Origin of the sequence: Bradyrhizobium sp. SPXBL-04 (genome assembly GCF_051853035.1) — a bacterium.
GTDB classification, from domain to species: domain Bacteria; phylum Pseudomonadota; class Alphaproteobacteria; order Rhizobiales; family Xanthobacteraceae; genus Bradyrhizobium; species Bradyrhizobium zhanjiangense.
Genome location: NZ_CP182472.1, coordinates 5,428,847 through 5,454,693 on the forward strand (window position 1 = coordinate 5,428,847; position 25,847 = coordinate 5,454,693).

General features: G+C 64.0%; 24 protein-coding genes. 6 read left to right on the forward strand and 18 right to left on the reverse strand.

The window, feature by feature from the left end:
* Window positions 1-114 precede the first annotated feature (114 nt).
* The 3 genes from ACNJX8_RS25870 to ACNJX8_RS25880 all read left to right on the forward strand — a co-directional run bounded on the left by ACNJX8_RS25870 (window position 115) and on the right by ACNJX8_RS25880 (window position 3,905).
* Window positions 115-1,740, forward strand: coding sequence for an extracellular solute-binding protein (locus ACNJX8_RS25870; protein ID WP_128945612.1), 1,626 nt, complete (start codon window positions 115-117; stop codon window positions 1,738-1,740).
* A gap of 115 nt (window positions 1,741-1,855) precedes the next feature.
* Window positions 1,856-2,956, forward strand: coding sequence for a carbohydrate ABC transporter permease (locus ACNJX8_RS25875; RefSeq protein WP_245473182.1), 1,101 nt, complete (start codon window positions 1,856-1,858; stop codon window positions 2,954-2,956).
* 43 nt (window positions 2,957-2,999) lie between these two features.
* Window positions 3,000-3,905, forward strand: a complete 906-nt coding sequence (locus tag ACNJX8_RS25880) for a carbohydrate ABC transporter permease (protein ID WP_245508637.1) — start codon at window positions 3,000-3,002, stop codon at window positions 3,903-3,905.
* A gap of 133 nt (window positions 3,906-4,038) precedes the next feature.
* Here the strand turns inward: ACNJX8_RS25880 and nikE are convergent, their stop codons facing one another.
* The 8 genes from nikE to hydA all read right to left on the reverse strand — a co-directional run bounded on the left by nikE (window position 4,039) and on the right by hydA (window position 14,017).
* Window positions 4,039-5,700, reverse strand: a complete 1,662-nt coding sequence (gene nikE, locus ACNJX8_RS25885; protein ID WP_439357199.1) for a nickel ABC transporter ATP-binding protein NikE — start codon at window positions 5,698-5,700, stop codon at window positions 4,039-4,041.
* On the reverse strand, window positions 5,697-6,557 hold the full coding sequence (locus ACNJX8_RS25890) for an ABC transporter permease (RefSeq protein WP_128934626.1): 861 nt from the start codon (window positions 6,555-6,557) through the stop codon (window positions 5,697-5,699). The genes nikE and ACNJX8_RS25890 overlap by 4 nt, the downstream gene beginning before the upstream one ends.
* Window positions 6,554-7,585 carry an ABC transporter permease gene (locus ACNJX8_RS25895; protein ID WP_439357200.1) on the reverse strand — a complete coding sequence of 344 codons (1,032 nt, stop codon included), beginning with the start codon at window positions 7,583-7,585 and terminating at the stop codon, window positions 6,554-6,556. Before ACNJX8_RS25895 ends, ACNJX8_RS25890 begins: the two co-directional genes overlap by 4 nt.
* 28 nt (window positions 7,586-7,613) lie before the next feature.
* Window positions 7,614-9,233 (reverse strand): ABC transporter substrate-binding protein, encoded by a 1,620-nt coding sequence (locus tag ACNJX8_RS25900; protein ID WP_439357201.1) that lies wholly within the window; start codon window positions 9,231-9,233, stop codon window positions 7,614-7,616.
* 128 nt (window positions 9,234-9,361) lie between these two features.
* Window positions 9,362-10,798, reverse strand: coding sequence for an NAD(P)-binding domain-containing protein (locus tag ACNJX8_RS25905; protein WP_439357202.1), 1,437 nt, complete (start codon window positions 10,796-10,798; stop codon window positions 9,362-9,364).
* Window positions 10,795-11,556 carry an SDR family oxidoreductase gene (locus ACNJX8_RS25910; protein WP_439357203.1) on the reverse strand — a complete coding sequence of 254 codons (762 nt, stop codon included), beginning with the start codon at window positions 11,554-11,556 and terminating at the stop codon, window positions 10,795-10,797. The genes ACNJX8_RS25905 and ACNJX8_RS25910 overlap by 4 nt, the downstream gene beginning before the upstream one ends.
* 1 nt (window position 11,557) lies before the next feature.
* The gene (locus ACNJX8_RS25915; RefSeq protein WP_439357204.1) at window positions 11,558-12,535 is read right to left on the reverse strand and encodes an NAD-dependent epimerase/dehydratase family protein; all 978 of its coding nucleotides are present in this window, start codon (window positions 12,533-12,535) and stop codon (window positions 11,558-11,560) included.
* A gap of 12 nt (window positions 12,536-12,547) precedes the next feature.
* Window positions 12,548-14,017 (reverse strand): dihydropyrimidinase, encoded by a 1,470-nt coding sequence (hydA, locus tag ACNJX8_RS25920; protein ID WP_439357205.1) that lies wholly within the window; start codon window positions 14,015-14,017, stop codon window positions 12,548-12,550.
* A gap of 153 nt (window positions 14,018-14,170) precedes the next feature.
* Between hydA and ACNJX8_RS25925 the strand changes: the two genes are divergently transcribed.
* Entirely contained in the window at window positions 14,171-14,833 is a 663-nt protein-coding gene (locus ACNJX8_RS25925) for an aspartate/glutamate racemase family protein (RefSeq protein WP_439357206.1), read from the forward strand.
* Between the two features lie 16 nt (window positions 14,834-14,849).
* Here the strand turns inward: ACNJX8_RS25925 and ACNJX8_RS25930 are convergent, their stop codons facing one another.
* From ACNJX8_RS25930 to ACNJX8_RS25975, 10 genes are read right to left on the reverse strand one after another with little or no spacing between them, the layout of a single operon-like run.
* A complete protein-coding gene (locus tag ACNJX8_RS25930) occupies window positions 14,850-15,494 on the reverse strand; it encodes a flavin reductase family protein (protein ID WP_439357207.1) in 645 nt (214 codons plus the stop codon).
* Between the two features lie 18 nt (window positions 15,495-15,512).
* Window positions 15,513-16,439 carry an N-carbamoyl-D-amino-acid hydrolase gene (locus tag ACNJX8_RS25935; protein WP_439357208.1) on the reverse strand — a complete coding sequence of 309 codons (927 nt, stop codon included), beginning with the start codon at window positions 16,437-16,439 and terminating at the stop codon, window positions 15,513-15,515.
* A 36-nt stretch (window positions 16,440-16,475) separates the two neighbouring features.
* Window positions 16,476-17,849: an amidohydrolase family protein gene (locus ACNJX8_RS25940; RefSeq protein WP_439357209.1), complete on the reverse strand. Its 1,374-nt coding sequence runs from the start codon at window positions 17,847-17,849 to the stop codon at window positions 16,476-16,478.
* Window positions 17,846-19,450 (reverse strand): ABC transporter substrate-binding protein, encoded by a 1,605-nt coding sequence (locus ACNJX8_RS25945; RefSeq protein WP_439357210.1) that lies wholly within the window; start codon window positions 19,448-19,450, stop codon window positions 17,846-17,848. The genes ACNJX8_RS25940 and ACNJX8_RS25945 overlap by 4 nt, the downstream gene beginning before the upstream one ends.
* Complete coding sequence (locus ACNJX8_RS25950; protein WP_128938417.1) at window positions 19,450-20,340, reverse strand: polysaccharide deacetylase family protein; 891 nt, start codon at window positions 20,338-20,340, stop codon at window positions 19,450-19,452. Before ACNJX8_RS25950 ends, ACNJX8_RS25945 begins: the two co-directional genes overlap by 1 nt.
* Window positions 20,327-21,142 (reverse strand): ABC transporter substrate-binding protein, encoded by an 816-nt coding sequence (locus ACNJX8_RS25955; protein ID WP_439357211.1) that lies wholly within the window; start codon window positions 21,140-21,142, stop codon window positions 20,327-20,329. The genes ACNJX8_RS25950 and ACNJX8_RS25955 overlap by 14 nt, the downstream gene beginning before the upstream one ends.
* A gap of 13 nt (window positions 21,143-21,155) precedes the next feature.
* Window positions 21,156-21,920, reverse strand: coding sequence for an amino acid ABC transporter ATP-binding protein (locus ACNJX8_RS25960; RefSeq protein WP_128945378.1), 765 nt, complete (start codon window positions 21,918-21,920; stop codon window positions 21,156-21,158).
* Window positions 21,917-22,774: an amino acid ABC transporter permease gene (locus ACNJX8_RS25965; protein WP_128934639.1), complete on the reverse strand. Its 858-nt coding sequence runs from the start codon at window positions 22,772-22,774 to the stop codon at window positions 21,917-21,919. Before ACNJX8_RS25965 ends, ACNJX8_RS25960 begins: the two co-directional genes overlap by 4 nt.
* Window positions 22,771-23,592, reverse strand: coding sequence for an ABC transporter substrate-binding protein (locus ACNJX8_RS25970; RefSeq protein WP_439357212.1), 822 nt, complete (start codon window positions 23,590-23,592; stop codon window positions 22,771-22,773). Before ACNJX8_RS25970 ends, ACNJX8_RS25965 begins: the two co-directional genes overlap by 4 nt.
* 35 nt (window positions 23,593-23,627) lie before the next feature.
* Window positions 23,628-24,551, reverse strand: coding sequence for an N-carbamoyl-D-amino-acid hydrolase (locus ACNJX8_RS25975; RefSeq protein WP_245509183.1), 924 nt, complete (start codon window positions 24,549-24,551; stop codon window positions 23,628-23,630).
* Between the two features lie 187 nt (window positions 24,552-24,738).
* Between ACNJX8_RS25975 and ACNJX8_RS25980 the strand changes: the two genes are divergently transcribed.
* A complete protein-coding gene (locus tag ACNJX8_RS25980) occupies window positions 24,739-25,626 on the forward strand; it encodes a LysR family transcriptional regulator (RefSeq protein ID WP_439357213.1) in 888 nt (295 codons plus the stop codon).
* Window positions 25,627-25,703: 77 nt separating this feature from the next.
* The gene (locus tag ACNJX8_RS25985) at window positions 25,704-25,838 is read left to right on the forward strand and encodes a hypothetical protein (protein WP_256477662.1); all 135 of its coding nucleotides are present in this window, start codon (window positions 25,704-25,706) and stop codon (window positions 25,836-25,838) included.
* Window positions 25,839-25,847: the final 9 nt, after the last annotated feature.

Below are 25,847 nucleotides of genomic sequence, written 5' to 3' on the forward strand. Positions count from 1 at the left end.
TCTCTACGGTGCTTCGGCAGCCCAATCTGACCTGACCAAGACTTTGACATAAGCAACGTCAAAAAACGGGAGGATTTCGTGGTGAAGCAGCAAGAGCATGATCAGCATCCCGCAATGCACCCCAGCAGGCGCACGGTGCTCAAGAGCGCGGCCGGAGCCGCCGCACTTGGCACGAGCGGCGCGCTTGGCGCCTTCTCCGAGCTTGCATTCGCGCAAGCCAATCTGCGCGCCGAGATCACGAAAATTCCAGGCGTCGGCAAGGGCGCTCCGACCGACGCCGACTGGCAAAAGGTCGGTGAGCTCTGCCTTGGCCCGACCAAGGCCAGCATCAAGGAGGGCGAGTTCAAAGGTGTCGAACTCTCCTTCATGGGACTGAACAATCAGAATCTGCATAATCTGTTGTTCCGCGGCTTCCTGAAGCCGTGGGAGGCCTATACGGGCGCAAGAATATCCTGGATTGATCTGGCGCAGGCCGACTACAACCCACGCCTGCAACAGGCGATCGCGACCGGCACGGTCGACTTCGACATCCTCGAGATGGGAGCGCCGTTCGAGGGCGACGTCTGTGGCAAGGGACTGGCGTCGGAGATGCCGGACTGGGTCAAGAAGCAGATAGATGTTGACGATTATGTCGATTACCTGAAGCCGCCGGTTGGAACTTGGAACGGCAAGACTTATCGGGTCACCATCGACGGCGACTGCCACAACTTCAACTACCGCACCGACATCTTCTCCGACCCAACCCTTGCCAAGGCCTGGAAGGACGCTGGAAATTCGACCGACTGGGGCGTGCCAAAAACCTGGCAGCAGGTGCAGGCAGTGACGAAATTCCTCAAGGGCAAGAAGATCAAGAACCAGAATGCGTTCGGCTATCTCGACGCACCAAAGCCTTGGGGCGGGTTCGGCTTCTATTTCCTCGGCAGCCGCGCCTCGGCCTATGCCAAGCATCCCGACGACAAGGCTTGGCTGTTCGACATCGACACGATGAAGCCGCGCATCAACAATCCGGCCTGGGTCCGCGCCATCCAAGACGTGATTGACGCGCTGCCGTTCGAACCTGCCGATCAGCTCAACGCCGATCCGAACACGACCGGCTTCCAGCAGTTCCTCGCCGGCATCGGCTCGATGATCCCCTGGTGGGGCGACATCGGCCAAGTCGCGAAGGCGAGCGACACCTCCGTCATCGGCGACGTCGTCGCCTTCGACATCCTGCCGGGCTCGGACGATGTCTACAACTCCAAGACCGGAAAGTGGGACAAGCTCTCGAGCGGCCCGAACCATGCGCCGAACTGCGCCTATCTCGGCTGGGGCGTTTACGTCATGGCGCGGGTCAATGGCGACGAGAAGAAGCATAAGGCGGCGTGGAGCGCGGCCGCGCATCTCGGCGGCAAGGATCTGTCGCTTTGGATGGTGATGTATCCTTCGGGCTTCCAGGCTCACCGCACCAGCCACTTCCAATACGACGAATGGGTAGCGGCGGGCTATGACCGCAAATACATCACCTCCTACCTGAACTCGCAGCTCGCCTCCTACAATCATCCAAACCGCGCCGTGGAGCCGCGCATCCCCGGCATTTTCCAGTACTACAGTATCGCGGAAGACGAGCTCACCAAGATCTTCGCCGGCAAGGTTGACGCGCAAACCGGCGCGAACAACATCGCCGCCGCCTGGGAGAAGCTGACCGACCAGATCGGCCGCGAGCGGCAGATCGGGCTCTACAAGGCCTCGCTCGGCGTATAGTGGCGCTTGCGCGAAGCCATCCCCTTCGGCTGGCGCATCCGGCGCCAGCCGAAGACTTGCCCGGCGACAGAGCCGGCACAGAATGCGGCTCATCTCGATGCAGAATTCCGTACCCGTGAGCGACGACCTGCACCACCAGCCCGCGGCGAAGCGCGCACGCGGCAGCAGGAAGATCGCCGGCCGGGCGCTCGTCCTGCTGGCGTCTCTCGGCTTCCTGCTTGTCCTCTTCATTCAGATCTTGCATACGACCGGCACGCCGACTGCCGGATTTTCCGATTGGCGGCCGATCCTCATCGCCTATCTCGTCTGGGCCGTTGCGTTTGGCATCGGACAAGTTCTGACCCGCGGCGAACGTGGCCAGCGCGCGCTGTTCCTGCTGCCGGCGGTGTTCTTCACCGTCGCCGTCGTGATCTTCCCGACGATCTTCGGGATCTATATCGCCTCTCTCGACTGGAATCTGAGCTCGATCGAAGGGCCGCGCTTCAGCGGCTTCGACAACGTCAGGGGCATGCTGAACGACACCTATTACTGGAATGCGCTCGGCAACATGGTCTTTTACACCGCCGCAGTGCTTGGCGAATACGCGATCGCGTTCGGACTGGCGCTCTTGCTCAGCGCCGAGATCCGTGCGCGAAAATTCTTCCGCGTGGTCTTCCTGCTGCCGATGATGCTCAGCCCCGTCGCCGTGAGCTGGATGATCGGCAAGTCGCTGATGGAATATCGCTTCGGACCGGCGGCGACGCTGGCGCGCTATCTCGGCTGGGACAACCCGGCCTTCTTCGCCTCGCCGTGGATGGCGCGCTTCAGCATCCAGGCGATGGACGCGTGGGTGTCGATCCCTTTCATCATGATCATCCTTCTCGCAGGCCTGCAGGCGATGCCGAAGGAGGTGCAGGAGGCGGCCAAAGTCGACGGCGCGAATGGCTGGCAGTCGTTCTGGCACGTCACGTTTCCGATCATGCTGCCGGTGAGCATCACCGTCCTCATTATCCGCATCATCTTCAAGCTGAAGCTCGCCGACCTCGTGATCAACGTCACCGCTGGCGGGCCGGGAGGCGCAACCGACACGGTGTCGAGCTTCATCTACCGCGTCTACCGCGACCGCTCGAACGTCGGATACGGCACAGCGCTCGCTATGGTTTACCTGCTTATGATCATCGTGCTCCTGACCGTCCTGTTGCGCCTGTCCAAGCGCTGGACGCAGAAGGTCGTCTAGCGCTTCAAACGGAGTTTCTCGATTGACTAGATCGACCTTGGCATTGAAGCCCGTTCAGAGGCGTCCGGCGGCCCCCCGCGCAAAGCGGACGCTAAGCCGCGTACTGATCTACGCAGCACTCCTGTTCTGGACGATTATCTGCCTGTTCCCGATCTACTGGACCGTCACGACGTCGTTCAAATCGGCGGTCGATGTGACACAAGCCCACTTGGTTCCCTGGGTCGATTTTCAGCCGGACTGGAAGGGATGGCGCTCGCTCGGCCTGTCGCCAGATACACTGTTCGGAACCTCGACGGCACGCTCCGAATTCGCGAATCGCTTCGTCAACAGCATCATCACCTCGGTCGGCGCATCCTTGCTGGCACTGATCCTTGGATCTCTGGCGGCCTACGGCCTGAGCCGCTTCCGCTACAAGTTCGCCTGGATGCGCAACGATGACATCCTGTTCTTCTTCATGTCCCAGCTGATCCTGCCGCCGGTCGTGCTCGCGCTGCCGTTCCTCGTGCTCTACAAGGCATTGGCCCTGCTCGACACGCGACTTGGCCTTGTCTTGCTCTACACGCTGACCGTGCTTCCGATCGTCATCTGGATCATGCGCGATCAGTTCAATGCGATTCCGATCGAGCTCGACGAAGCCGCCTTCGTGGACGGCCTGTCGACCTGGGGTGCCTTTCTGCGGATCATTCTGCCGCTCGCTGTCCCCGGAATGATGGCCGCATTCATTCTCTCGCTGGTGCTGTGCTGGAACGAATATTTCTTCGCGGCGCTGCTCACGAGCACCGATGCGAAGACGCTCCCCGTTATGGTGGCGAGCCAGACCGGCTCGCAAGGCATCAATTGGTGGTCGATGGCGGCGCTGTCGACGGCGGCGATCGCACCGCTCGTCCTGGTCGGCATTTTCCTTGAGCGCTACATCGTCAGCGGCTTGACTACAGGAGCCGGAAAGTAGCCGGAGACTAATCGTGTTGCGAACTCGGTCGGAGAGCCTGATCGAAGCGGGCGACCTCAGGGAACCGCGTACCATCGATGCGTGTCCCGGTCGGGTGAGCGCCGGCCCATCAACGAAACACGAGATCACGAAATCAGGCGGGCAGAAGCGAAGCAGGCGAATCAATGTGTGGAATAGCTTCGATCAGTTCGCGCGTGTAATCAGTCTGCGGATTGGTAAACAGAGCGAGGCTCTCGCCCTGCTCGACGATGCCGCCGGCGCGCAGCACGATAGTACGGCTGCACATCATGCGCACCACGTTGAGGTCGTGACTAACGAACAGGAAGGCGAGATTGTCCTCGCGCCGAAGCCGGTCGAGCAGCTGCAGCACCACGGCCTGCACCGAGACATCGAGCGCCGCAGTGGGTTCATCGAGCACCAGCAAACGCGGCCGGCACGCAATGGCGCGGGCAATGCCGATACGTGCCTTCTGGCCACCCGACAATTGATGCGGGAAGCGTGACAACATCTCTCGCGGCAGACCGACGCGGTCGGCGCACTCCTCGACCCGGGAACGCAGCGCGTCGCCGGGGCGCAGGCCGGTGAGCCGCAGCAGCGGATGGGCAATGCAGTCGAACGCTGTAAAGCGCGGATTGAGGCTCTCATGCGGATCCTGAAAGACGATCTGGATCTCCTTGCGCAGCGACGAGCGATGAAAATCGCGCGCCGGCAACTTTGCGATCGAATAGCCGTCGAACAGGATATCGCCCTCGCTCGGATCGATCAGCCGGCAGATCATGCGCGCGGTGGTGCTCTTGCCGGAGCCGGACTCACCGACCAGGCCGACGCTCTCGCCGGCCGCCATGGTCATCGAGAAATCCGCCACTGCGGCGGCGCCATCGTCAAAACGCTTGACGATGTGCTGGACGTCGAGCAGCGGCGGTGTGCCCGGCGCGGGCGTCGGCCGCTCCTTCACCTCGACAACCGACAGAGCTTCGTCAGCCGGCACGAGGTCGCCGACACGCGATGTCGCGGTCGGCGATGACGCAACTAGTCGCTTGGTGTAGGCGTGCTGCGGCGCCCGAAACAATGTCTGTGGCGCGCCCTCTTCCACGAGCCGCCCCTGCTCCATCACCACCACGCGTCGGCAATAGTGTGCCGCGAGACCAAGGTCGTGGGTAATGAGGATTGTCGTCATGCCGCGCTCGGCGACGACGCGCGCCAAAAGGTCCATTACCACCTTCTGTGTCGTAACATCGAGGCCGGTGGTCGGCTCGTCGGCAATCAGAAGCGATGGATTGCAGGAAATCGCGATCGCGATCATCACGCGCTGGCACATGCCGCCGGAGAGCTCGTGCGGATAGGCGTCCAGCCGTCGCTCCGGATCGCGGATCTGCACCGCGTGCAACAGCTTCAGCGCCTCGGCCCGCGCCTCCTGTTTCGAGAGCCGCCGATGCGAAAGGATGGCATCGGAGATCTGGGCACCGACGGGACGGATCGGATTGAGCGCGGCGCGCGGATTCTGGAAGATCATCGCCATGTTGGCGCCGTGCAAGTTGCGGAGCTCCGCCCCCGACGCGCGCGTGATATCCTGGCCCTTGAACTTGACACGACCGGCCGTGATGCGGCCCGCCTTGTCGAGCAGGCCCGTGACCGCGAATCCGGTCACGGATTTACCGGACCCGCTCTCGCCGACGAGGCCGAGCATTTCACCCGACTGCAGCGACAGCGAGACGCCCCGCAGCGCCTCGACGAGCCCGCGTCGGGTCGAGAACGTCACGCCGAGATTATCGATTTCGAGCAGTGGCGACATCATGTGCGCATGCGCGGATCGAGGATATCGCGCAACCCGTCGCCGAGAAGATTGAAGCAGAGCACGGCCAGCATCAGGGCCAGACCCGGAAACGACACCAGCCACCAGCGGCCCGTCGAGATGAAGCGCGCGCCCTCGGCGACCATGATGCCCCACTCCGGCGTCGGCGGCTTGACGCCCAGGCCGATGAAGGAGAGGCCCGCGGCATTGAGGATCGCCCAGCCGAGATTGAGCGACATCTGCACTGCCATCGCCGGCAGCACGTTGGGTAGCAAGAAGCGCAGCACGACGGAGACATGCCCGTCGCCGCAGGCACGCGCCGCCTCGACCCAACCGAGATTGCGGCGGACGTTTACCTCCGCGCGAGCGAAGCGGATGTAGAACGGCAGATTGATGATCGCGGTCGCGATGACGATATTTTCGACCCGATTGCCGAGCGCGGCGACCATGGCCATGGCGAGCACGAACAGCGGAAAGGCCATCAGCACGTCGACGAACCGGCCGATCGCACGATCGAGCTTGCCGCCGACATAGCCGCAGAGCGAGCCGATCACCGCGCCGATCACGAAGGACACACTGACGGCCGTCACGGCAATGGCGAGATCGAGCCGCGTGGCGACGATCAATCGGCTGAAGACATCGCGGCCGAGTTGGTCGGTGCCGGCCCAGTGTAGTGCGCTCGGCGGCTGCAGCGCGCGTGGCACGTCCGAAGCGACGGGATCATAGGGCACCAGCATGGGGCCGAAGATCGCGATCAGCGCCAGCAATATCGCCCCGGCGGCGGCGGTCGCGGTGACGAGATTGCCGCGCAGCACCCACACGGCGTGACGGAGCCCCGACGATGTTTCTGTCAGGCTCATGCGACCGTCGCCCTGGGATCGGCGATGCCGTAGAGCACATCGACCAGGAGATTGACCACGACGAAGATGCTGGCCATCAATAGCACAAAGCCCTGCACCGGCGCATAGTCGGAGACCAACAGCGCATCGAGCGCGTAGGACGCAACGCCCGGCCAGGAGAACACTTTCTCGACCAGCACATTGGCACCGAGCATGGTCGAGAACACGATGCCGGCGATGGTGATCACGGGCAGGATTGCATTCCGCAGCGCATAGGTCACCACGATCTGCCAGCGCGACAGGCCGATCGAGCGCGCGGTACGCACGAAATCGCTGCCGAGCGACACCAGCATCGAGGCGCGGGTGATGCGGGCGAGCGGCGCGATCACGAACAGCGCCATCGTGAAGGCCGGCAGCATCAACTGACGTGCCGCGGCCCACCAGCCCTCGAAGTCACCCGCGAGCAGGAAATCCACCATCAGGAAGCCGGTGCGCGCCGGCGGCACCGAGGCGAAGATGTCGAGCCGTCCCGTCGGATCGGGGGCAAGGCCCAGCAGATAGTAGAACACATAGATCAGCAGCAGTCCGGAGACGAAGGTCGGCACGCAGACACCGAGCGAGCAGAACAGCCGTACGCCGTGATCGATCAGCGAGTTCGGCCGCAGCGCGGCCAGCACGCCGAGCGGCACCGCCGCGACCAGCGCGATCACGAGCGCAGTCAGCGTGAGCTCGAGCGAGGCCGGCAGCCGCTGCCGCAGATCCTTGGCGACCGGCTGCCCCGTCATCATGGATCGACCGAGATTGCCGCGGCCGACATCGTAGAGATAGATGCCGAGCTGCTCCGGCAACGACCGGTCCAGCCCGAGCTGCTTGCGGACGATCTCGATCTCCTCCTTGCCGGCACTGGGACCGGAGGCAAAGAACACGGCGGGATCGCCTGGCAACACCCGCATCAGGAGGAAGGTGAAGACCAGCACGCCGAACAGCGCCGGCAGCGACGAGAGAAACCGCCTCCCGGCCCGGATCAAAGTTGCACCGATCGTGCCCATGGTCTCCGCCGCGCTCCCAGCTCCGCTGCTATTTGCGGCTCAGATTACGATAATCCACCTGACGGGTGAATTGGTAGACGTAGCCGTCGAGATTGGCGGCCATCACCGCGTCCTGCGCCGGCTGCCAGAGCGGGACCTGGAACATTTGCTCGAAATGGATGGCGTTGAGCTCCTTGCCTTCCGCCTCGTACTTCGCCTTGTCCGGCTCGAAGCGCGCCGCCTGCGCGATCTTCTCCAACTCGGCATTGTCCGCGGAGGAATAGTTCCAGCGCTGATTGCCGGTGTAGAAGTTGCGGTAGAAATAATCGGTCGACGGCAGCCAGGCGACGATGCCTTCGGTGAAAAAGGGCAGCTTCTTCTCATTGATCGCAGTGGACATCTGCGCATCTGGCAGCTTCTGGATATCGACCTTGATACCGATCTTCTCCAGCGATTCCTTAACCAGGGAGGCCATCGGCTCGGCAGTCGAGGCCTGGCCGACGTTGAAGCTGAAGGTCGTGGCAAAACCTTCGGGCACGCCAGCCTCCTTCAGATAAGCCCGCGCCTTCTCCAGATCGAGCTTGACCGGTTGCGGAATCGGATAGCCGCCGCTCGGTGGCTTGCCGTCGGCCCAGCTGGCACCGAACAGCGGCGCACCACGGCCGAACAGCGCCGCCTTGAACATGTCATCATAGGGTAGCGCCGCGGCGACTGCCCGGCGGACGTTGACGTTGTCGAACGGTGGGATCTTGTTGTTCATCGAGATGAAGGTCACCGCATTGTATTGCGGCGTCGAAATCACCTTCAGCTTGCCTTTGGCTTCCAGCGCCTGCACGTCGCTGGCCTGCAGGTCGATCACGAGGTCGGCGTCGCCGCGCTCGACCAGATTGGCGCGCGTCGCCGGCTCCGGTACCGACTGGATGATCAGCCGCTTGAAGGACGCCGGTTTGTCCGACGAGCCGCGATTCCAGGCCTCGTTGCGCTTTGCGATCGCCTGCTCGCCCGGCTTGAACGTTTCGACGATATAGGCGCCGCTGCCCGCCTCGTTCTCCTTCAGCCAGCTCAGCGCCCAGGGATCCTCAGGCGTCGCGTGCGACTTGGCGAGCTTGGAATTGATGATGATGGGATAGACGGTCGCAAGGTTCGGCAGCGCCAGCTTGTCGGGCCGCGGCAATGTCACTTCAAAGGTCAGGGGATCGATCACCTTGAACTGGTCGGCGCTGGTCATCGAGCCCGTCAGCAATTGCGCCTTGCCGAGCACCGGCGCGGTGACGCAACGGTCGAGCGACCATTTCACGTCTTCTGCAGTGACCGGCGAGCCGTCATGGAACTTGGCGTCGGGACGGAGTTTGAAGGTGAGCTTCAGGCCATCGGGGCTGACGCTGAAGGACTCGGCGAGCTCGCCATTGATGGTATCGAGATCGAACACCCATTTGCCGTTGAGCTGCTTGCGGCCGAACGACACCAGCCGGTCATAGCTGCTCATGCTGAGCGCGAAGGCTTCGCGGGTCGAGCCGGGAATGTTGGGATCGAGCGTGTTGACCGTTGCCGCCGTCACGTAGCGCAAGGTCTCAGCGCGGCTCTGCGCGTAGGCCGCGGGCGCAATCAATGTCACCGAAAGAAGAACGGCGGACGCCGAAATCAGATGCCTGGAAATCACGGGGTACATCGCTTCTGTCCTTTGTTAGGCCGTGCACGCCCGAAATGGCAGCAAATCGTGTGCCAGAAACGGGCAGTTTGGCATGCTTCTTCGTCGCAGTGGAATGCATCGGCAGGATGCTCGTTTGCTTGCCGTCGTCACGCGTCCCCCGCCGCAGTCGCCGGCGTGCGCCGGATCACAGCCTGAGGTACATCATAGGCCTGGAATGCCGCCCAGTGCTTGTCGATATCGGCGCGGAACAGGCCGCGCGTGAGGCCGTGGACCAGCTTCGGCACCGCCGTCGTCATCGCATTGATCGAGGAGCCGGACGGACCAAAGCTCATGGTCGAGGCGATGGCGAACAGGTGAATGTCGGAGATCCACGGCGTTCGCCCAGCCGCGCGCTCGCGGAAGGCATAATCGTCCGACAGATAAGGAAAGGCGCCAAGGCGCGGGCTCTGTTCCCGCGGCGGCGGCGTGTAGCAGTCGGCCCAGCGCGCGATGTTATCGGCGCACCGCTTCAGTTCGGGGCGACCGGCGAAATCCATCATGACGCCGGTGGCGCAGATAACGAAATCGACCGCGATCTCGCCACGTGGCGTGCGCAGCAGCACGCCGTCAACGGTGTCCCGCGCTCCCTCGACAGGTGCGCCCTCGTGCAGATGGAATGTCGCATGTTGGGCGCAGCGATCATAGGTGGCTTGCGGAAATCCTTCGCGCAGCTCGAGGATCGCACGCATGAAGCGCCAGCGCCAGGAATCGTCGAGCTCGGAGAAATGCCTGAGGAAGCCGCGGAAGGTCAGCCATCGATAGGGCTGCACCAGCTGGATCGCAGCGCGCCGGCACAGCAAATGCACGGCGCCCGCACCTGCCTCGAGTGCCATCGCAGCGTTATCGAAGGCCGAGGCGCCTGCGCCAATCACCGCGACTCGCTTGCCGCGTAGCGCGGTGAAATCTATCGGCGCCGCGCAGGTGACGCATCGCGACGCCGACAGATGCTGCAACGGTTCGGGAATGCCCCAATCGCCCATGCCTTCCTGTCCCGTCGCCAGCACGATCTTGCGGGCGTAAAGCATCTCCACGCCACGGGCAGTCCTCACTGTTGCCTGCAGCAGGCCGTTTACCCCGGGTGCGATATCGGTCACCTCGCAGCCATTGCGCACCGGCAAATCAAGCACCTTGCGGTACCACAACAAATAGGCCGCCCAATATTCGCGCGGGATCAGACCAAGATCGCGCCAGCTCTCCATTCCGAACTTGGCCTCATGCCAGGCCTGATAGGTCAGGCTCGGCAGGTCGAGATCCGGTCCGGTGTAATCCTTCGGACTGCGCAGGGTCGGCATCCGCGCATAGGTCAGCCAGGGGCCTTCGAAGTCCTCATCCGCCTTGTCGAGCACGAGGATGTTGGTGACCTGTGAGCGCTGCAGGCCGAAAGCCGTCGCAAGACCCGATTGACCGGCCCCAACAATGAGCACATCCAGAGCGCGGCCGCCATCGTGAGCAGTCATCGGCGTCAGCCAGGGCATGCTCGGATGCGCCGTCTTGGCAAGATCGGCGCGGACCTGAACCGCGAGTGCTGCAAGACCATCACTCATGCCGCGAGCCACCCGCCATCGACTGCAAGCACCGTACCGGTGACGAAGGAGGAATCGTCACCGGCGAGAAAGAGCGCGGCGGCGGCCACTTCGTCGGCGCTGCCGAATCGCTTCATGGCGTGACGCTGCCGCGAGGCTTCGCGCACCGGCTCGGGATCGGCATGGCGTGCAAAACTGCGGCGTAGCAGCGGCGTGTCGATCGCGCCGGGCGCCAACGCGTTGACGCGGATGCCATCGGTGGCGAAATCGACCGCCATGGTGCGGGTCAGGCTGACGATGGCCCCCTTGGCAGCAATATAGGCGCTGTTGCCCTTGCCGCCGGCGATCGCCAGCTGCGACGCCAGCGTGACGATGGCGCCCTTGCCTTGCCGCTGCATGACCGGCACGGCCGCTCGCGCCCACAACCAGGTGCCGCCGACATTGGCGCGGAATACCGCGTCCCAATCCGTTGGTGAGGTCGTGATCACGGTGCCGCCGCGGGAGAAGCCGGCAGAGGTCATCAGCACGTCGAGCCTGCCGCGGCTTGTTGCGACACTTCCGACGGTGGCGCTTGCAAAATCGGCGTCACCGACATCACCGACATGGACGCTGCCGCTGCCACCCTGTTGGCGAATCATGGCCAGCGTTTCGGCCGCACCGTCGGCATCGCGATCGACCAGCGCAACGAAGGCGCCTTCGCGGGCGAACAGAACGGCGCTGGCCCGGCCGATCCCGGAGCCGCCGCCTGTAATGATGGCCACCCTGCCCGCCAGCTTCATCTCAGGCGCCTCCCCGATCATGATCATGCAACCAGCGCCGCATATGCTCCGCGGACTCCTCGCAGCCATATTTGGCGCGCCATCCGAATTCGTCGGCCATGCGCTGTACCGATAGCGGCGCCCGGGTCAGGCCGTGCACCGTCACGGTTGGTGTCTCACCGGAGACAGCCACGCGGCAAACGAAACCGCCGTCCGGGTCAGCAAAAGCCCTGCCCCAGGCTTCGGCGGTGAAGGTTACGCCGCTCGAGATATTGTAAAGCTTGTGGCGAGGCTGGGCGGCATCGAGCAGCACGCCGACGGCATCGGCGACGTCGGCTGCATAGACCCAGTCCCGCGCGCCGGGCTCGCTGAGCAACGCCGGCGCGCCCCGCCGCGCGCAATCCACGATCAGCGCCTGCGGCGACGGCGTGTCGCGGACACCGCCGGCACGCTCGTGCGGGCCGAACACGCCGGAGAGCCGGACGCTGATCACATCGGCCTGCCAGAGGTCGGAGAGCCGCGCCACCACACGCTCGGAGGCGAATTTCGTGATCGCATACAGCGACTGCGGATCGCAGGGCGTCGTCTCTTCGAGCAGCGGATAATGCCGGCCGCTCGCGCCATAGCTTGCAGCGGACGACAGGTTGATCACACGCCGCACGTTTGCTTTGCTCGCAGCGGTCAGGATCGGCACCTGCGCCAGCAGATTGACGGCCAGGATGCGCTCCGGCTCGGCGGCATCTCGCGCTGCGCCTGCCGTGATCGCGGCGCCCAGCACCACGGCATCGCATGCCGCCCCGACTGCGGCATCAACCGCGCTGCGGTCTGTCACGTCCCCTCGCAGCACACGCAAGCGTTCACCGTAAGGTGCAAAGGCGCAGCGCGCCTCCGCCGGCAATTCGGCCTGATCGAACAGCGTGACCTCATGGCCGCGGGCAAGCAGCTGCTCCGCGATATTGAGCCCGACAAAACCTGCGCCGCCGAAGATCACGACGTTCATCGCGCTGACCGCTCACAATAGCTTGGCGCCAAAATTCTGCTCCGGGCTCATGTCCGCGACCAATCGACCGGTCGGCTTCGCCGCCTCGCCGCCGCTGCGGGCAAGGAAGCGGCCGGAGCCCGGCGACGCGTTCAGTTTACCGCTCTCGACGATGACGCGGCCGCGGGAGAGCACCGTCACCGGCCAGCCCTGCAGCGAACGGCCGGCGAACGGCGTGTAGCCGGCCAGATCATGCATCATCGCGTCGGTGACGGTAATACGGCGATCGGGATCCCAGATCGCGATATCGGCGTCAGCGCCAACGGCGATCGAGCCCTTGCGCGGATGCAGATTGTAGATCTTGGCCGGCGCGGTCGCGGTCAGCTCGACGAATTTCTCTAGGCCGAGCTGCCCCTTGGAAACCATCGCGTCGAACAGCAGCGGCAGCCGCATCTCGAGGCCCGGCAGGCCGTTGGCCACCTGCTTGAAGTTAGGGTTCGGCCCGGCGCGCAGCTTGCCGGTCTCGTCGAAGCGATACGGCGCATGGTCGGAGGAGATGGTTTGCAAGTCGCCGAGCGCCAACGCCTTCCACAGCGCCTCCTGGTCGTCCTTGCGGCGCGGTGGCGGGCTGCACATCCATTTGGCACCCTCCGCGCCCGGCTTGTCGAGATCGTCGGCGGTGAGGAACAGATATTGCGGGCAGGTCTCGGCAAATACTTTCAACCCCTGCCCGCGGGCATCGCGGATCGTCTGCGCGCCCTCGGCGGTCGAGACATGGAAGATCATGATCGGCTGGTCGACCAGCGCCGCCATGCCGATCAGACGGTTGAACGCCTCGGCCTCCGAAAAGCGCGCATGGCTGATCGCGTGATATTTCGGGTGAGAGTAGCCGCGCGCCAACAGCCGTTTCACCATCCAGGAGATGATGCCGTGGTTCTCGGCGTGGGCGCAGAGCATCGCGCCGCCCTCGCGCGCGGCAACGAGAATGTCGAGCAGCGGCTCGTCGTCGATCTTCAGTCGGTCATAGGTCATGAAGATTTTGATCGAGCCATGGCCCTGACGGATCAGCAGCGGAACGTCGCGCTCCAGCGTTTCCTTGGTCGGATCGGCGATGATCATGTGAAACGCGTAGTCGATCACCGCGCCTCTGCGCGCCAGCGCGTGATAGTCCTCCAGCACCTGCCCCAATTGCATCCCGATATGCTGCGCGGCAAAGGAGATGACCGAGGTCGTGCCGCCGAAGGCCGCCGACGTCGTGGCACTCTCGAAGGTGTCGGCATTCATGATGCCGGCAGCAGACAACTGCTCGATATGACAATGACTGTCGACGCCGCCGGGCAGCACGAGCTTGCCGCGCGCGTCGATCTCGCGTTTGGCCGGACCGAGCCCGCGCCCGACCGCAACGATGGCCTCGCCTGCAATCGCCACGTCTGCCTCGAACACGTCGGTGGTCGTGGCGACGCGCCCACCGCGGATGATCAGGTCATAGGCGGGTTCGGTCATGACGGTGTCTCCTTGCGTAACTTTCGAAATTCATCAGCGCCTGTTTTCGTCGCAGCGCGCCCTTGCGCCCTGCGCATGACCGCTTCATGCTGTCCATGGCATAGTGATTGCCTCTGTTTCGCACCGTCAACACTGCCCAAACAGGAACCTCCCATGCCCCGACCGCGCATCATGGTCATCAATCCGAACTCCAACCGCGTGGTCACCGCCGGCCTTGCCGATGCGTTGAAGCCGCTGTCCTTTGCCGACGGTCCAGAGATCGTGTGCGAGACCTTGGCCGAAGGACCCTACGGCATCGAAAGCCAGGCCGATGCCGAAAGCGTGGTGATGCCGCTGCGGCGCGCCGTCGCCGGCGACAACGAGTCGGCAGCCTTCGTGATCGCCTGCTACAGCGATCCCGGCCTGCATGTTTGCCGCGAGGCGACCACGCGGCCGGTGCTGGGCATTGCCGAATGCGGCGTGCTGACTGCACTGACCCGCGCCGAGACTTTTGGCGTGATTGCGATCGCGCAGCGCTCGATCCGCCGGCACATGCGCTATCTGCGCCAGATGGGCCTGATGGATCGGCTGGCCGGCGAGCGTCCGCTCGACATGAGCGTTGCGGAAACCGCATCGGGCGAAGGCACGCTCGCGAAGATGATCACGGTCGGCAGCGCCCTGAAAGAAGAAGATGGTGCCGGCGCCATCGTGATGGGCTGCGCGGGCATGGCGCGCCATCGCAAGCCGCTCGAGGATGCACTCGGCATTCCCGTGATCGATCCGACCCAGGCCGCCGTCACCATGGCGCTCGGCGCCGTGCAATTCGGCGCGTCGTGATGCAGTGATTGGCGGGCTAGCGTGCTTCACGCGCCCGCCTCGCCTGCCAATCGTCGTAGCTCTCGCGGTCCATCGCAAACACGTCGCGCTGGGTCGAATAGAGATTGCCGAACAGCCGTCCGATGGGCTGATAGGTCGCCATGTCGACATATATCCGCGCCGGATCGAGCAGACCTTCGCGGGCATGCAGATGCAAGACCTCGCCGACCAGCAACTCGCGGCCTGGACCAAATGCGAGCGAGACCTGCCGCCGGCACTCCAGCGCAAAGGGTGCCGCAGCCAGCCGCGGCACCTTGACCTCGGTACTGGCCTCCGTCATCAGACCCACGGCCGCCACCTCGCTCTCGCCGGAGGGGAAGTCCACCGCACAGTCGTTCATCGCTTTCGCCAGCGCCTGGTCCACCATATGCACGACGAATTCGCCGGTGCGGTGAATGTTGCGCGTGGTGTCCTTGAACCGGCCGTCAGGATGATGCTGCAGGCCGAGCACGATCAACGGCGGGTCCTCGGAGAACACGTTGAAGAAGCTGAACGGCGCCGCGTTCAGCGCGCTGTTCTCGTCCATCGTCGTGACGAAGGCGATCGGTCGCGGTACCACCACGCCGCACAGCAGCTTGTAGCGGTCCCGAGGCGCAAGGTCGCGAAAGGAAAGGCTCGTCATCGCTACACGACCTTCAGCTCACGGCGGCGGGATCGCGCCGGTACGGCTGGTGATCAGGCCATAATGCTCGGTGCGACGATGGGCGGCGAAATTGAAGATCGTCTCTTTGCCGAACGCGGTGGCGTCGAGATCGCAGGGATGCACCAGCAGCTCGTCATCCTCCGTCTTGGCCTCGGTGACAATCTCGCCGTCCGGATTGACGATGATGCTGCCGCCGATCAAGCGATGGCCGTCCTCGTCACCGGCCTTGGCGACCGCAATCACCCAGCAGGAATTCTGGTAGGCACCGGCCTGCGCCGAGAGGCGGTTGTGGAACAGCCGCTTCTCCGGCCCTTCGTCACCCTTCTGCGCGTTGACCGACGGCGTGTTGTAGCCGATCAGCACCATCTCGACGCCCTGCAGCCCCATCACGCGATAGGTTTCCGGCCAACGGCGGTCGTTGCAGACGGCCATGCCCATGATGCCGCCGAGATTGCGCCAGACCGGAAAGCCGAGATCGCCCGGCTCGAAATAGCGCTTCTCCAAATGTTGGTGCGTACGTTCCGGATCAAACTCGGCATGGCCGGGCAAATGGATCTTGCGGTATTTGCCAACGATATTGCCGGTGCGGTCGGTTAGGATCGCGGTGTTGAAATGATGGCGGTCCGGCGTCAGTTCGGCATAGCCAAAGCTCATCGCCATCTCGTGGCGGGCCGCGCGATCGAACAGCGGCCGCACGGCGTCATTGGGCATCTCGCGCTCGAACCAGCCATCGGCGTCGGCGCGATTCTCCATGTACCAGCGCGGGAAGAAAGTGGTCAGCGCGAGCTCGGGATAGACGATCAAGTCCGCGCCTTTCGCCTTGGCCTCATCCATCAGCGCGAGCATGCGCCTGACCACGACATCGCGCCCCTCCGCGCGCTGGATCGGGCCCATCTGGGCCGCGGCAACGTTGATCATGCGCATGGTTGTTGTTCTCCTTGCAAATCGTGCGGCGGGACCTCAGCCATTGAACGCGGCCTGCGCTTCCGGCAGATCCCAGATCTTGCCGATCGCTGCAGCCCCCGCGGTGGTGATCGCAGCCTCGTCGCCGTGAACATAGCGTCCCGCATCGATCAGCAAGCGGCCGTTGACTATGACCTGATCGACATTGGCGCGGTTGCCGAGCGCGATCAGCGCGCGGCGCGGATCGAACAGCGGCTGCAGGTGCGGATGGGTCATGTCAATGACGGTCAGATCGGCCGTTGCGCCGGGCGCAATTGTCCCGAGATCCGGACGCTTCACCAGCGCAGCCGCGGTCGCAGTCACCGCTTCGATCAGGTCGGGCGCGCTCGCGACCTCGGCCCGCTGCAGCGCAAGCTTGGAGATCATCGAGGCCGCATTGAGCTCGCCAAGCAGGTCCATGTTGTAGCCGTCGGTGCCGACCACGGTGCGCACGCCATGTTCGGCAAACCGGCCGAACGCCGCCGTGACGCCGGATCGCGCAAACACCCGCGGGCAATTCAACACCGCAGCGCCCCGCACCGCCATCAGCTTCAGATCGCTGTCGGAGCTTGCGATGCAATGCGCTGCGAGAAGATCAGGAGCCAGCAGGCCCAGCCAATCGAGATATTCGGCCGGCGTGCGGCCGTCATAACGCTTGCCAATCGTTTCCACCTCGGCACGGCTTTGCGCCAGATGGGTGGTGATGGGAACGCCGAGCTCGCGGGCCCGTGCCGCGCAAGCACGCAGCAGATCGGGTCCGCAGGTGTCGGTCGCATGCGGGCTCATCGCGAGGCCAATCCGTCCCTCACCACACCCGTTCCAGCGCTGATAGAGCACGTTCCAGGTGGCGAGGTCGACCGCGCCGTCGTCACCGGCGTATCTGACCACACCGTCCGAGCCGGCCTTGGCGTCCGAGGTCGAGAACAGATATGGCGCGCCATAGAATCGGATTCCCATCTCCTCGGCGGCGTCGAACATCTCGGGAATTGTGTTGCGGAACGGCTCCATCACCGTGGTCGCCCCGCCCTTGAGTAACTGCAGGATGCCGAGCCGCGCGACCGCAAGGCGTTCCTCGGCCGAGAGCAGATCGGCGCCGCGTTTGGTCAGCGGCAACAGCACCGTGTAGACGATGCTCTGATTGTTGCGCCGGCCGTTGCCATCCTCGGTGTGGCTGCGCGCCACCGCCTCGCTGAAACAATGATTGTGCAAGTTCATCAGGCCCGGCAGGATGAAACGGCCCGGACGATCATGTACCTCGGCGGCGGACGGCCTGTCCTTGGTGATAGCCGCGACCTTCTTGCCTTCGATCAGCACCCAATGATCGCGAAGCACATCCTGCGTATCGTCGCGGCGGGATAACACGTAGCTGCCGAAGATCGCGATGCTGCTCATGATGGACGCACATTCCAGAAGACCGCGGTGCCGTCGAGAATGCCGGTGATACTCTTGCGGTAGGTAGTCGGTTGCTTGTACAGGCCGATCGGAAAATACGGGATCTCTTCAAACGCCAGCGCCTGGATCTCGCGGCATATCCGCTGTTGCTCTTCGAGCGAGGAAGCCGCGAGCCACTGGCCGCGCAGGCCGCTCATCTTCTCGCTGCTGTACCATCCGGCGACTTTGCCTTCGCCGCGCAGATTGGTGTTACCGGCCGGGTTGAGCCAGTCGATGCCTTGCCAATTGCCGACGGCAGCGCTCCAGCCGCCCTTGTCGATTGGATCCTTCTTGAGCTGGCGCTGCAGCACGACCGCGAAGTCGAGCGCCTGATGGTCGACATTCATCCCGGCCCTCCGCAGCATGTCGGCGGCGATCTGGCCAAGCGGCTTTTGCGCGGCCGAATTGCTCGGCGACAGCAGCACGACCTTCCCGCCTTTGTAGCCGGCCGCCGCCAGATCGGCCTTCACCTTAGCCATATCGCGCGGGCCGCGGAAGGCGCTGAGCCCGACGTCATTGGCCATCGGCGTTCCCGGTGCGAAATAGCCGATCGGCGAGAGCTGATACGCCGGATCTCCGCCCGCGACCGCGGTCATGAAGTCGGCCTGATCGATCGCGCCGAGCAGCGCACGGCGGATCGCCGGATCGTCGAACGGCGGCTGCAGGTGATTGACGCGGAGCATGCACGCATAGCCGCGGGGATCGAGCACACGCGTTTCGACCTCATCGGACTGCTTCAGCACGGGTAGCAAATCGTGTGGTGTGGTTTCCTGCCAATCCTGCTCGCCAGTCTGGAGGGCCGCCACGGCGGTCCCCGGGTCCGGCGTCGTGGTCCACACGACGCGGTCATAGTGCACGACCTTGGGACCGGCGGTCCAATCCGGCTTGCCGTCCTGGCGAGGTTGATAGCGCTCGAACCGGGCATAGGCGTTGCGTACGCCCGGCACGCGCTCATCCGCGATGAAGCGGAACGGCCCGCTGCCGATCACTTCGGTGATCGGCTTGAGTGGATCCTGGCTCGCAAACCGCTCGGGCATCATGAATGCGGCATGCACCGCGGCCTTGCCGAGCGCCTGCGGCAGCAGCGGGAACGGCCGCCGCAAGCGAAAGCGGATGGTACGGTCATCCGGCGCGGACAGCTCTTCGGTTGCCGCCATCAATTCGCCGCCGAACCCGTCGCGCGAGGCCCAGCGGCGGATACTGGCAACGCAGTCCCGCGCCAGCACCCGCTCGCCGTCATGCCAGAACAGCACGTCGCGCAGCGTCAGGTCCCATTGCTTGCCGTCATTGGAGACGACGTGGCCCGAGACCATCTGCGGCGAGACTTCCAGCGCCGAGTTGATGCCATAGAGCGTGTCGTAGACCACGAAGCCATGGTTGCGCGACACCTGTGCGGTGGAATAAATCGGGTCGACGAACGCCAGATCGATCACCGGGATGAAGCGCAGCGTGGTCTGCGATTGCGCGCGCACGATACCCGGAAACGACAGCGCGGGCGCCACCGCCGCAGCGCGTAACAGGGACCGGCGAGAGAGCTGCGTCGACGACTTGCCCCTGCTCATCAGCGCGATTGACCCGCCGTTTCGTGGTGCTGGAAGTTTGCTGCGATCGCCTCCCCGGTCGTGATCCACACGTCCGGGCAGGATCTGGCGTAGGTCAGGAACTCGCGGAGCAAACGGAGTCGCATCGGACGGCCGCTGCATTGCGGATGCAGCACGGTGGTCACCATCGCGCCCCAGTCGCGGACCTCGTCAAGCTCGTCCTTCCAGATCGAGAGCACATGCTCCTTGGGAAAGATCGAGCGCGGGCTGAACCGCGCCGAGAGGCCGTGCATCCAGTCGTCATAGCTCGCGGTGACCGGCAGCTCGATCGTGCCGGGCTTGCCGTCCGCGAGGCGATGGCGATAGGGGCGGACGTCGTCGCGGAACGAAGAGGTGTAGACGATGCCGTGCCGGACCAGCGCCCGGCGCAGCTCCTCAGTGAACTCGCCATAGGGTGCGCGATAGCCGATCGGCTTCACGCCGAGCCGGCGCTTCAGCGCCTCAAACCCCCGCTCCAGCTCCTCCTCGATCCAGGGATCGCCGGGGTCGGGCAGCAGATGGTGGTAGCCATGATGGCCGATCTCATGGCCCGCCTTGAGGATGGATTCCGCCATTGCGGGATGCGCGTCAACCGACCATCCCGTAACGAAGAACGTCGCCTTCAGATCGAGCTGGTCGAGCAACTCCAAAAGCTTCGGCGTGCCGACCCGCGCCTCATAGCCGCCATAGCTCATGGTGATCAGACGCTGCGCGTGGACGGCGTCCTTACTGGTCCAGGCGCTTTCCGCGTCGACGTCGAACGACAGGAACATGGCCGACGTCCACGGCTTCGGCCAGGGATAGTTCGGTGCCGGGTCCGCGGTGTTCGCCGGGACGAGCGGGATGCTCTGGAGTGCCTTACTGTCCAGCATTGATGGTCGCCTTCTCTACGCCGTTGTCGGTCAATTTCCACTTTGCAAGCAGGCTGCGGTAGGTGCCGTCGGCGATCAACGCATCGAGTGCCTCTACAAAGGCCTGCTGCAGTGCCTTCTCCTTGACCGGCAACGCGATCCCGGTGAACTGCGCCGCGATCGCCTGGCCAACCGGCGCATAGGCGCCGGGTTCCTGGTCCACAATGTAGGGCAGCGTCTCATTGCCCTGGACCGCCGCGTCGATCCGCCCCTGCTTCAGTTGCGTGCGCGCGTCGGCGGAGCCCTCCGTGCCGACGAATACGATCGCGTTGCTGCCGCAATGCGCCGTGCTCCACGCCGCGATCTGATCCGGAAACATGGTGCGGCGGCTGGCGCCGACCTTCTTGCCGCACAGCGCCGCCATGTCCTTGAACTCGGCCGCACGAGATTTCTGCACAAAGAACTGCGGGCCGCTGCGCAGATAATCGACGAAGGTTGCCGCCTCATGCCGCGTCGCATAGTCGGTAAAGCCGGACAGGATCGCATCCACCCGCCCGGACGAGATCGACGGCATGAACTGCGCGAAGCTGGTCTCTTCCCACTCCAGCTTGACGCCGAGCTTGCGGCCGAGCGCCTCACCGAGATCAATGTCGAATCCGGCCAGCGCATTGGTGGCGGGGTCACGGAACTCCATCGGCGGATAGTTCGGCACGATTGCGACCTTGATGCTGCCGCGCTTCGCAATCTCCGCTGGCAGCTCGATCGCAAAGGCCGGCCCGGCCAGGACCAATCCAAGCACGCCCGCGACAATCAGTCTGATCATCAAACTCCCCCCATCAAATCACCGCTGCCAGAAATGCCTGCGTGCGCGCCTCGCGCGGCGACCCGAGAACATCAGCGGCGCGCCCGGACTCCAGGATGGCGCCATGGTCCATGTAGACGACGCGATCAGCGACCTCGCGGGCAAAACCAAGCTCATGTGTCACCACCATCATGGTCATGCCGCTCTGCGCGAGCTCCTTCATGACCGACAGCACCTCGCCCACGAGCTCGGGATCCAGCGCGCTGGTCGGCTCGTCGAACAGCATCAGCATCGGCTTCATCGCCAGTGCGCGCGCGATCGCCACGCGCTGCTGCTGACCGCCTGAGAGCTGCGACGGATAGGAGTCTGCTTTCGTCGCAAGCTCGACCCGGCGCAACAGCTCGATCGCCTCGGCGCGGACCTCATCCAGCGAGCGGCCCTGCACCTGCACCGGTCCTTCCGTGATGTTCTCCAGCGCCGTCTTGTGCGGGAATAGGTTGAATCGCTGGAACACCATCCCGGTTTTCAGCCGCTGGCGCGCGATCTGCCGTTCGGTCAGGCGGCGCAGCTTGCCCCCCTCTTCGCGTACGCCGAGCAGTTCACCATCCAGCCAGATGCCGCCGCTGTCGATCATGGTGAGCTGGTTGATACAACGAAGCAGCGTCGTCTTGCCCGAGCCCGACGCACCGATCAGGCAAAGCACCTCGCCGGGCCACACGTCGAGCGAGACATCCTTGAGAGCCTGGAACTCTCCAAAGGCCTTGCTGACGGAGCGGATCGCAACGAGGGGTTTCGTCATCGGTTGATCCGTGCCGTTCCACGCGCAAAACGGCGCTCGAGCAGCATCTGCAGCGGGGTCAGGATAGACACCACCAGCAGATACCAGCAGCCGGCGACGATCAGGAGTTCGATGACGCGCGAATTGGCGTAGTAGATATTCTCGGCGTTATGCAGCACCTCGGGATACTGGATCACGCTGGCGAGCGAGGTCGCCTTCACCATGCCGATGAATTCATTGCCGAGCGGCGGTATCACCACGCGCATCGCCTGCGGCAGGATGATCCGCCGCAGCGCGCGGAGCCGCCCCATCCCGATCGCCTGCGCCGCCTCATACTGCCCGGCATCGACAGACAGCATGCCGGCGCGCATCACCTCCGACGTATAGGCGCCCTGGTTGATGCCTAGTCCGAGCAGCGCTGCGAGGAAGGGCGTCATGACGTCGACGGCGCGTGCCGTCCACAGGCCGGGAATGCCGATGGTCGGAAACACCAGTGCGAGATTGAACCAGAGCAGCAGTTGCAGGATCAGCGGTGTGCCACGGAACAGCCAGGTGTAGCCTGCAGCGACCGACTTCAGCACCGGATTGGGTGACAGCCGCATGATCGCCACGACCACGCCGAGGATGATGCCGAGCGCCATGGCGAGCACCGCCATCACCATGGTGTTGACGATACCCTCAAGGATCACCTTCGCGGTCAGGAAGCGGCTGACATAGGACCATTCGATCTGGCCGGCGGCAAAGGCACGGGCGATGGCCGCCAGCACCACGACGATCGCGGCCGCAGCCAGCCACCGCCGCCAGTGGATCTCCCGCGCGATCTGGATCTGCGAGAGATCGGGAAAGCCTTCCGCAAGCGTCGGGGCCGCCCTCATTGCGGCGCCGCATTCATCATCGGCTTGGCGACGGCATTCGCCCCCAAACCAAATTTGGCGAGGATCTTCTTGTAGGAGCCGTCAACGATCATCGCCGCGAGATGCTCCGTCACCACCTCGCGGAGCGCAGCATCGTCCTTGCGGAACATGATGCCCTGATAGCCGATTGCGAAGGGCTCGCCGACAACACGGTACTTGCCTGCTTCCTGCTGCTGGGCATAGGGCAGCGTCTCGCTGCCCTGCACGGCGGCGTCGATGCGGCCCTGCTTGAGTTGGTTGCGGACGTCGATCGAGTTCTCGCCCGGAACATACTGAATGGCCGCCTTGCCTGCAGCCTCGCAGTTCTGCTTGCTCCACTTCTCGATCTCGACCGGGAAGCTCGTGCTGCGCGTGGTGCCGACCTTCTTGCCGCAGAGATCGGCGGCGACCTTTGCCTCATGCCCGTCCAGAACGAAGAACTGCGGTCCGGTGGTCAGGTAGTCGATGAAGTCGGCGGTCTCGCGCCGTGAGCTACGGTCGGAAATGCCGCTGATGATGAAATCGGCGCGCTTGGTCTGCAGCGACGGGATGAGTTCGGCGAACGGCGTTTCGCTCCAGATGATTCTGACGCCGAGCCGCTTGGCAAGCTCATTGGCCAGATCGATGTCGAGGCCGACGAGTTCGTTCGTCGTGGGATCACGGTACTCCATCGGAGCATAGGTCGAATTGACCGTCAGCTTCAATGTCCCAGTCTGCTTGATCTCCGCCGGTAGTTCACCCGCCCGCACGGAGGCGGCAGCGAATGCGGCAAGGCCGAGGAAAAGCGAGAGGCGTGTCATGTCAGCTCCTTTGCCAACGCGCGACTGGCCGCATGTCAGTCCATGTCGAGAACGGCCGGCTCGACCACGCCGGCGCGTTCAGTGATCATCCTGTATTGCTCGGGCCGCCGGTGGGCGGCAAAATTGAACATCTTGTCCTTGCCCTGGCGGCAGAGATCGAGATCGATGTCGGCAACAACGACCTCGTCCGCCAGTGTCTTCGCTTGTGCGACGATCCTGCCGTTCGGATCGACAATGCATGAGCCTCCGATCAGGCCAGAGCCATCTTCCTCGCCGGCCTTCGCTACTGCAATCGCCCAGGTCGCGTTCATGTAGGCATTGGCCTGCGCGACCAGCGTCGAATGGAAGGTGCGCAGTGACGCGTCCTCGGTGGCGCCGCCGTTCGGATCGTAGGCCGCCGAATTGTAGCCGATGCAGACCAGTTCGACTCCCTGCAGGCCCAGCACGCGCCAGGCTTCCGGCCAGCGGCGATCGTTGCAAATCATCATGCCCATGATGGCGTGGCTCCACGCCGATCCTGCGCGGAAGGCGGGAAAGCCGAGATCGCCATATTCGAAGTAGCGTTTTTCCAACTGCTGGTAGCGCGCGCCTGGCCGGGGTTCGACCGACCCGGGCAGATGCACCTTGCGATATCGGCCCATGATCTCGCCGCTGTCGCCAACCAGGATCGCACAATTGTAACGACGGCCATCCGGGGTAAGCTCGGCATAGCCGACATAGAAGCCGACGCGCAGTTCGCAGGCTCGGTCGAATAGCGCCTGGACAGCCGGATTCGGCATGCCGCGCTCGAAATACTGATCGAGCCCATCGCCCTCGAGCAGCCAGCGCGGAAAGAATGTCGTGAAGGCGAGTTCGGGAAACACCACCAGCCGCGCCCCTCGCCCGGCCGCCTCTTCGAGCAACCGGAGCATGCGATCAAGTGTGTGCGCGCGGGCATCAGCTCTTTGCGTCGGCCCCATTTGGGCAGCGGCAGCACGAAGAACGCGAGTCAACATTGCCTCCAAATGATGCGGACTGCTGCCTCGATAGGCGGACCGATATTCCCTCGGCAGCGCTCATTCCGCACCGCATTACAAGAAATGAGAGCGGCGTTGGCAATCACTCGTGCTATGATATTTTCGGTCGGACTATAACGAGCACGAATAGATGAACCTGCGCCAACTCGAAATTTTGCGTGCGGTCGTTCGACACCGGACGACAGTCGCAGCAGCCGAGGAGCTGTCGCTGTCACAGCCGGCGATCAGCAACGCGTTGAAGGCGATGGAGACGCAGGCGGGCTTCGCCTTGTTCGAGCGCGTCAACAACCGCCTGTTTCCGACCGCCGAGGCGATGGCGCTCTACAAGGAAAGCGAGACGATTTTTGCGCTGCATGCCAAGCTGGAAAACCGCGTCCGTGATCTCAGGGAATGTCGCACGGGGCATCTGTCGATCGTCGCAACGCCGCCGCTGGCCTACAGCATCATCCCGCCCGCATTGTCGGACTTCCTGCGCCGGCGGCCGCAGACGCGGATGTTCTTCGACGTCCGCCGCTATGAGGGCATCATCGACGGACTCCTGAGCCGGGTCGCCGAGCTCGGCTTCGCGCTCGGCTTCTCGCATCATCCGGGCATCGCGCATGAAGTGGTACACACCGGCGAGATGGTCTGCGTCATGCCGCCGCGGCATCCGCTGGCGGACCGCGCGGTGATCACCGCGTCCGATCTCGCCGATCGCCCCTTCATCGGGCTCGAGCGCGGAACGCAGTTGGGTGAAGCCGTGCGTGCGAGTTTTGCTTCGGCCGGCGCTCCATTCCAGCCAACCGTCGAGGTGCGATACTGCAACACCGCCTGCGTGCTCGCCGCAGCAGGCGTCGGCGCGGCGGTGGTGGATCCGTTCTCGCCGCACCAGGCTGGCAGTCAGGAGCTGGTCATACGCCCCTTCCTTCCCGTAACCCCTGCGCTAGCATACATGCTGTGGTCCAAAGCGGAGCCGCTCTCGCGTCTTGCTAGAGCGTTCCTCGACGAAGTCCGCCGAGCAAGCCGACAACTGGAATGATCAGGGCACCGTACTGCCGACTGCAGAAGCCGACGTCGTAGCTGGTCCGGCTACCACCCAGAAATATTTATCGCGAGTTGCAGCTCTACAAGTCGAGCGGCGCGACCTCGAAGGCCGCAACCGCGCTGCACGACTATCTCGCGCACTATCTTCGTCTCGACGAAGAGCTCAGCGGCCGCGCCGCGCCGATCGAGCTTGGCTGGGCCAACTGAACATCGAAA

Excerpts from the sequence above, each read along its gene's own strand:
- ACNJX8_RS25870 (WP_128945612.1), top strand. The coding sequence starts at position 115 with ATGCACCCCAGCAGGCGCACGGTGCTCAAGAGCGCGGCCGGAGCCGCC.
- ACNJX8_RS25900 (WP_439357201.1), bottom strand. The coding sequence starts at position 9,233 with ATGTACCCCGTGATTTCCAGGCATCTGATTTCGGCGTCCGCCGTTCTT.
- ACNJX8_RS25945 (WP_439357210.1), bottom strand. The coding sequence starts at position 19,450 with ATGAGCAGGGGCAAGTCGTCGACGCAGCTCTCTCGCCGGTCCCTGTTA.
- ACNJX8_RS25965 (WP_128934639.1), bottom strand. The coding sequence starts at position 22,774 with ATGAGGGCGGCCCCGACGCTTGCGGAAGGCTTTCCCGATCTCTCGCAG.
- ACNJX8_RS25890 (WP_128934626.1), bottom strand. The coding sequence starts at position 6,557 with ATGAGCCTGACAGAAACATCGTCGGGGCTCCGTCACGCCGTGTGGGTG.
- ACNJX8_RS25895 (WP_439357200.1), bottom strand. The coding sequence starts at position 7,585 with ATGGGCACGATCGGTGCAACTTTGATCCGGGCCGGGAGGCGGTTTCTC.
- hydA (WP_439357205.1), bottom strand. The coding sequence starts at position 14,017 with ATGACCGAACCCGCCTATGACCTGATCATCCGCGGTGGGCGCGTCGCC.
- ACNJX8_RS25905 (WP_439357202.1), bottom strand. The coding sequence starts at position 10,798 with ATGAGTGATGGTCTTGCAGCACTCGCGGTTCAGGTCCGCGCCGATCTT.
- ACNJX8_RS25930 (WP_439357207.1), bottom strand. The coding sequence starts at position 15,494 with ATGACGAGCCTTTCCTTTCGCGACCTTGCGCCTCGGGACCGCTACAAG.
- ACNJX8_RS25975 (WP_245509183.1), bottom strand. The coding sequence starts at position 24,551 with ATGGGGCCGACGCAAAGAGCTGATGCCCGCGCGCACACACTTGATCGC.
- ACNJX8_RS25915 (WP_439357204.1), bottom strand. The coding sequence starts at position 12,535 with ATGAACGTCGTGATCTTCGGCGGCGCAGGTTTTGTCGGGCTCAATATC.
- ACNJX8_RS25940 (WP_439357209.1), bottom strand. The coding sequence starts at position 17,849 with ATGAGCAGCATCGCGATCTTCGGCAGCTACGTGTTATCCCGCCGCGAC.
- ACNJX8_RS25935 (WP_439357208.1), bottom strand. The coding sequence starts at position 16,439 with ATGCGCATGATCAACGTTGCCGCGGCCCAGATGGGCCCGATCCAGCGC.
- ACNJX8_RS25910 (WP_439357203.1), bottom strand. The coding sequence starts at position 11,556 with ATGAAGCTGGCGGGCAGGGTGGCCATCATTACAGGCGGCGGCTCCGGG.
- ACNJX8_RS25970 (WP_439357212.1), bottom strand. The coding sequence starts at position 23,592 with ATGACACGCCTCTCGCTTTTCCTCGGCCTTGCCGCATTCGCTGCCGCC.
- ACNJX8_RS25980 (WP_439357213.1), top strand. The coding sequence starts at position 24,739 with ATGAACCTGCGCCAACTCGAAATTTTGCGTGCGGTCGTTCGACACCGG.
- ACNJX8_RS25960 (WP_128945378.1), bottom strand. The coding sequence starts at position 21,920 with ATGACGAAACCCCTCGTTGCGATCCGCTCCGTCAGCAAGGCCTTTGGA.
- ACNJX8_RS25955 (WP_439357211.1), bottom strand. The coding sequence starts at position 21,142 with ATGATCAGACTGATTGTCGCGGGCGTGCTTGGATTGGTCCTGGCCGGG.
- ACNJX8_RS25950 (WP_128938417.1), bottom strand. The coding sequence starts at position 20,340 with ATGCTGGACAGTAAGGCACTCCAGAGCATCCCGCTCGTCCCGGCGAAC.
- nikE (WP_439357199.1), bottom strand. The coding sequence starts at position 5,700 with ATGATGTCGCCACTGCTCGAAATCGATAATCTCGGCGTGACGTTCTCG.
- ACNJX8_RS25925 (WP_439357206.1), top strand. The coding sequence starts at position 14,171 with ATGCCCCGACCGCGCATCATGGTCATCAATCCGAACTCCAACCGCGTG.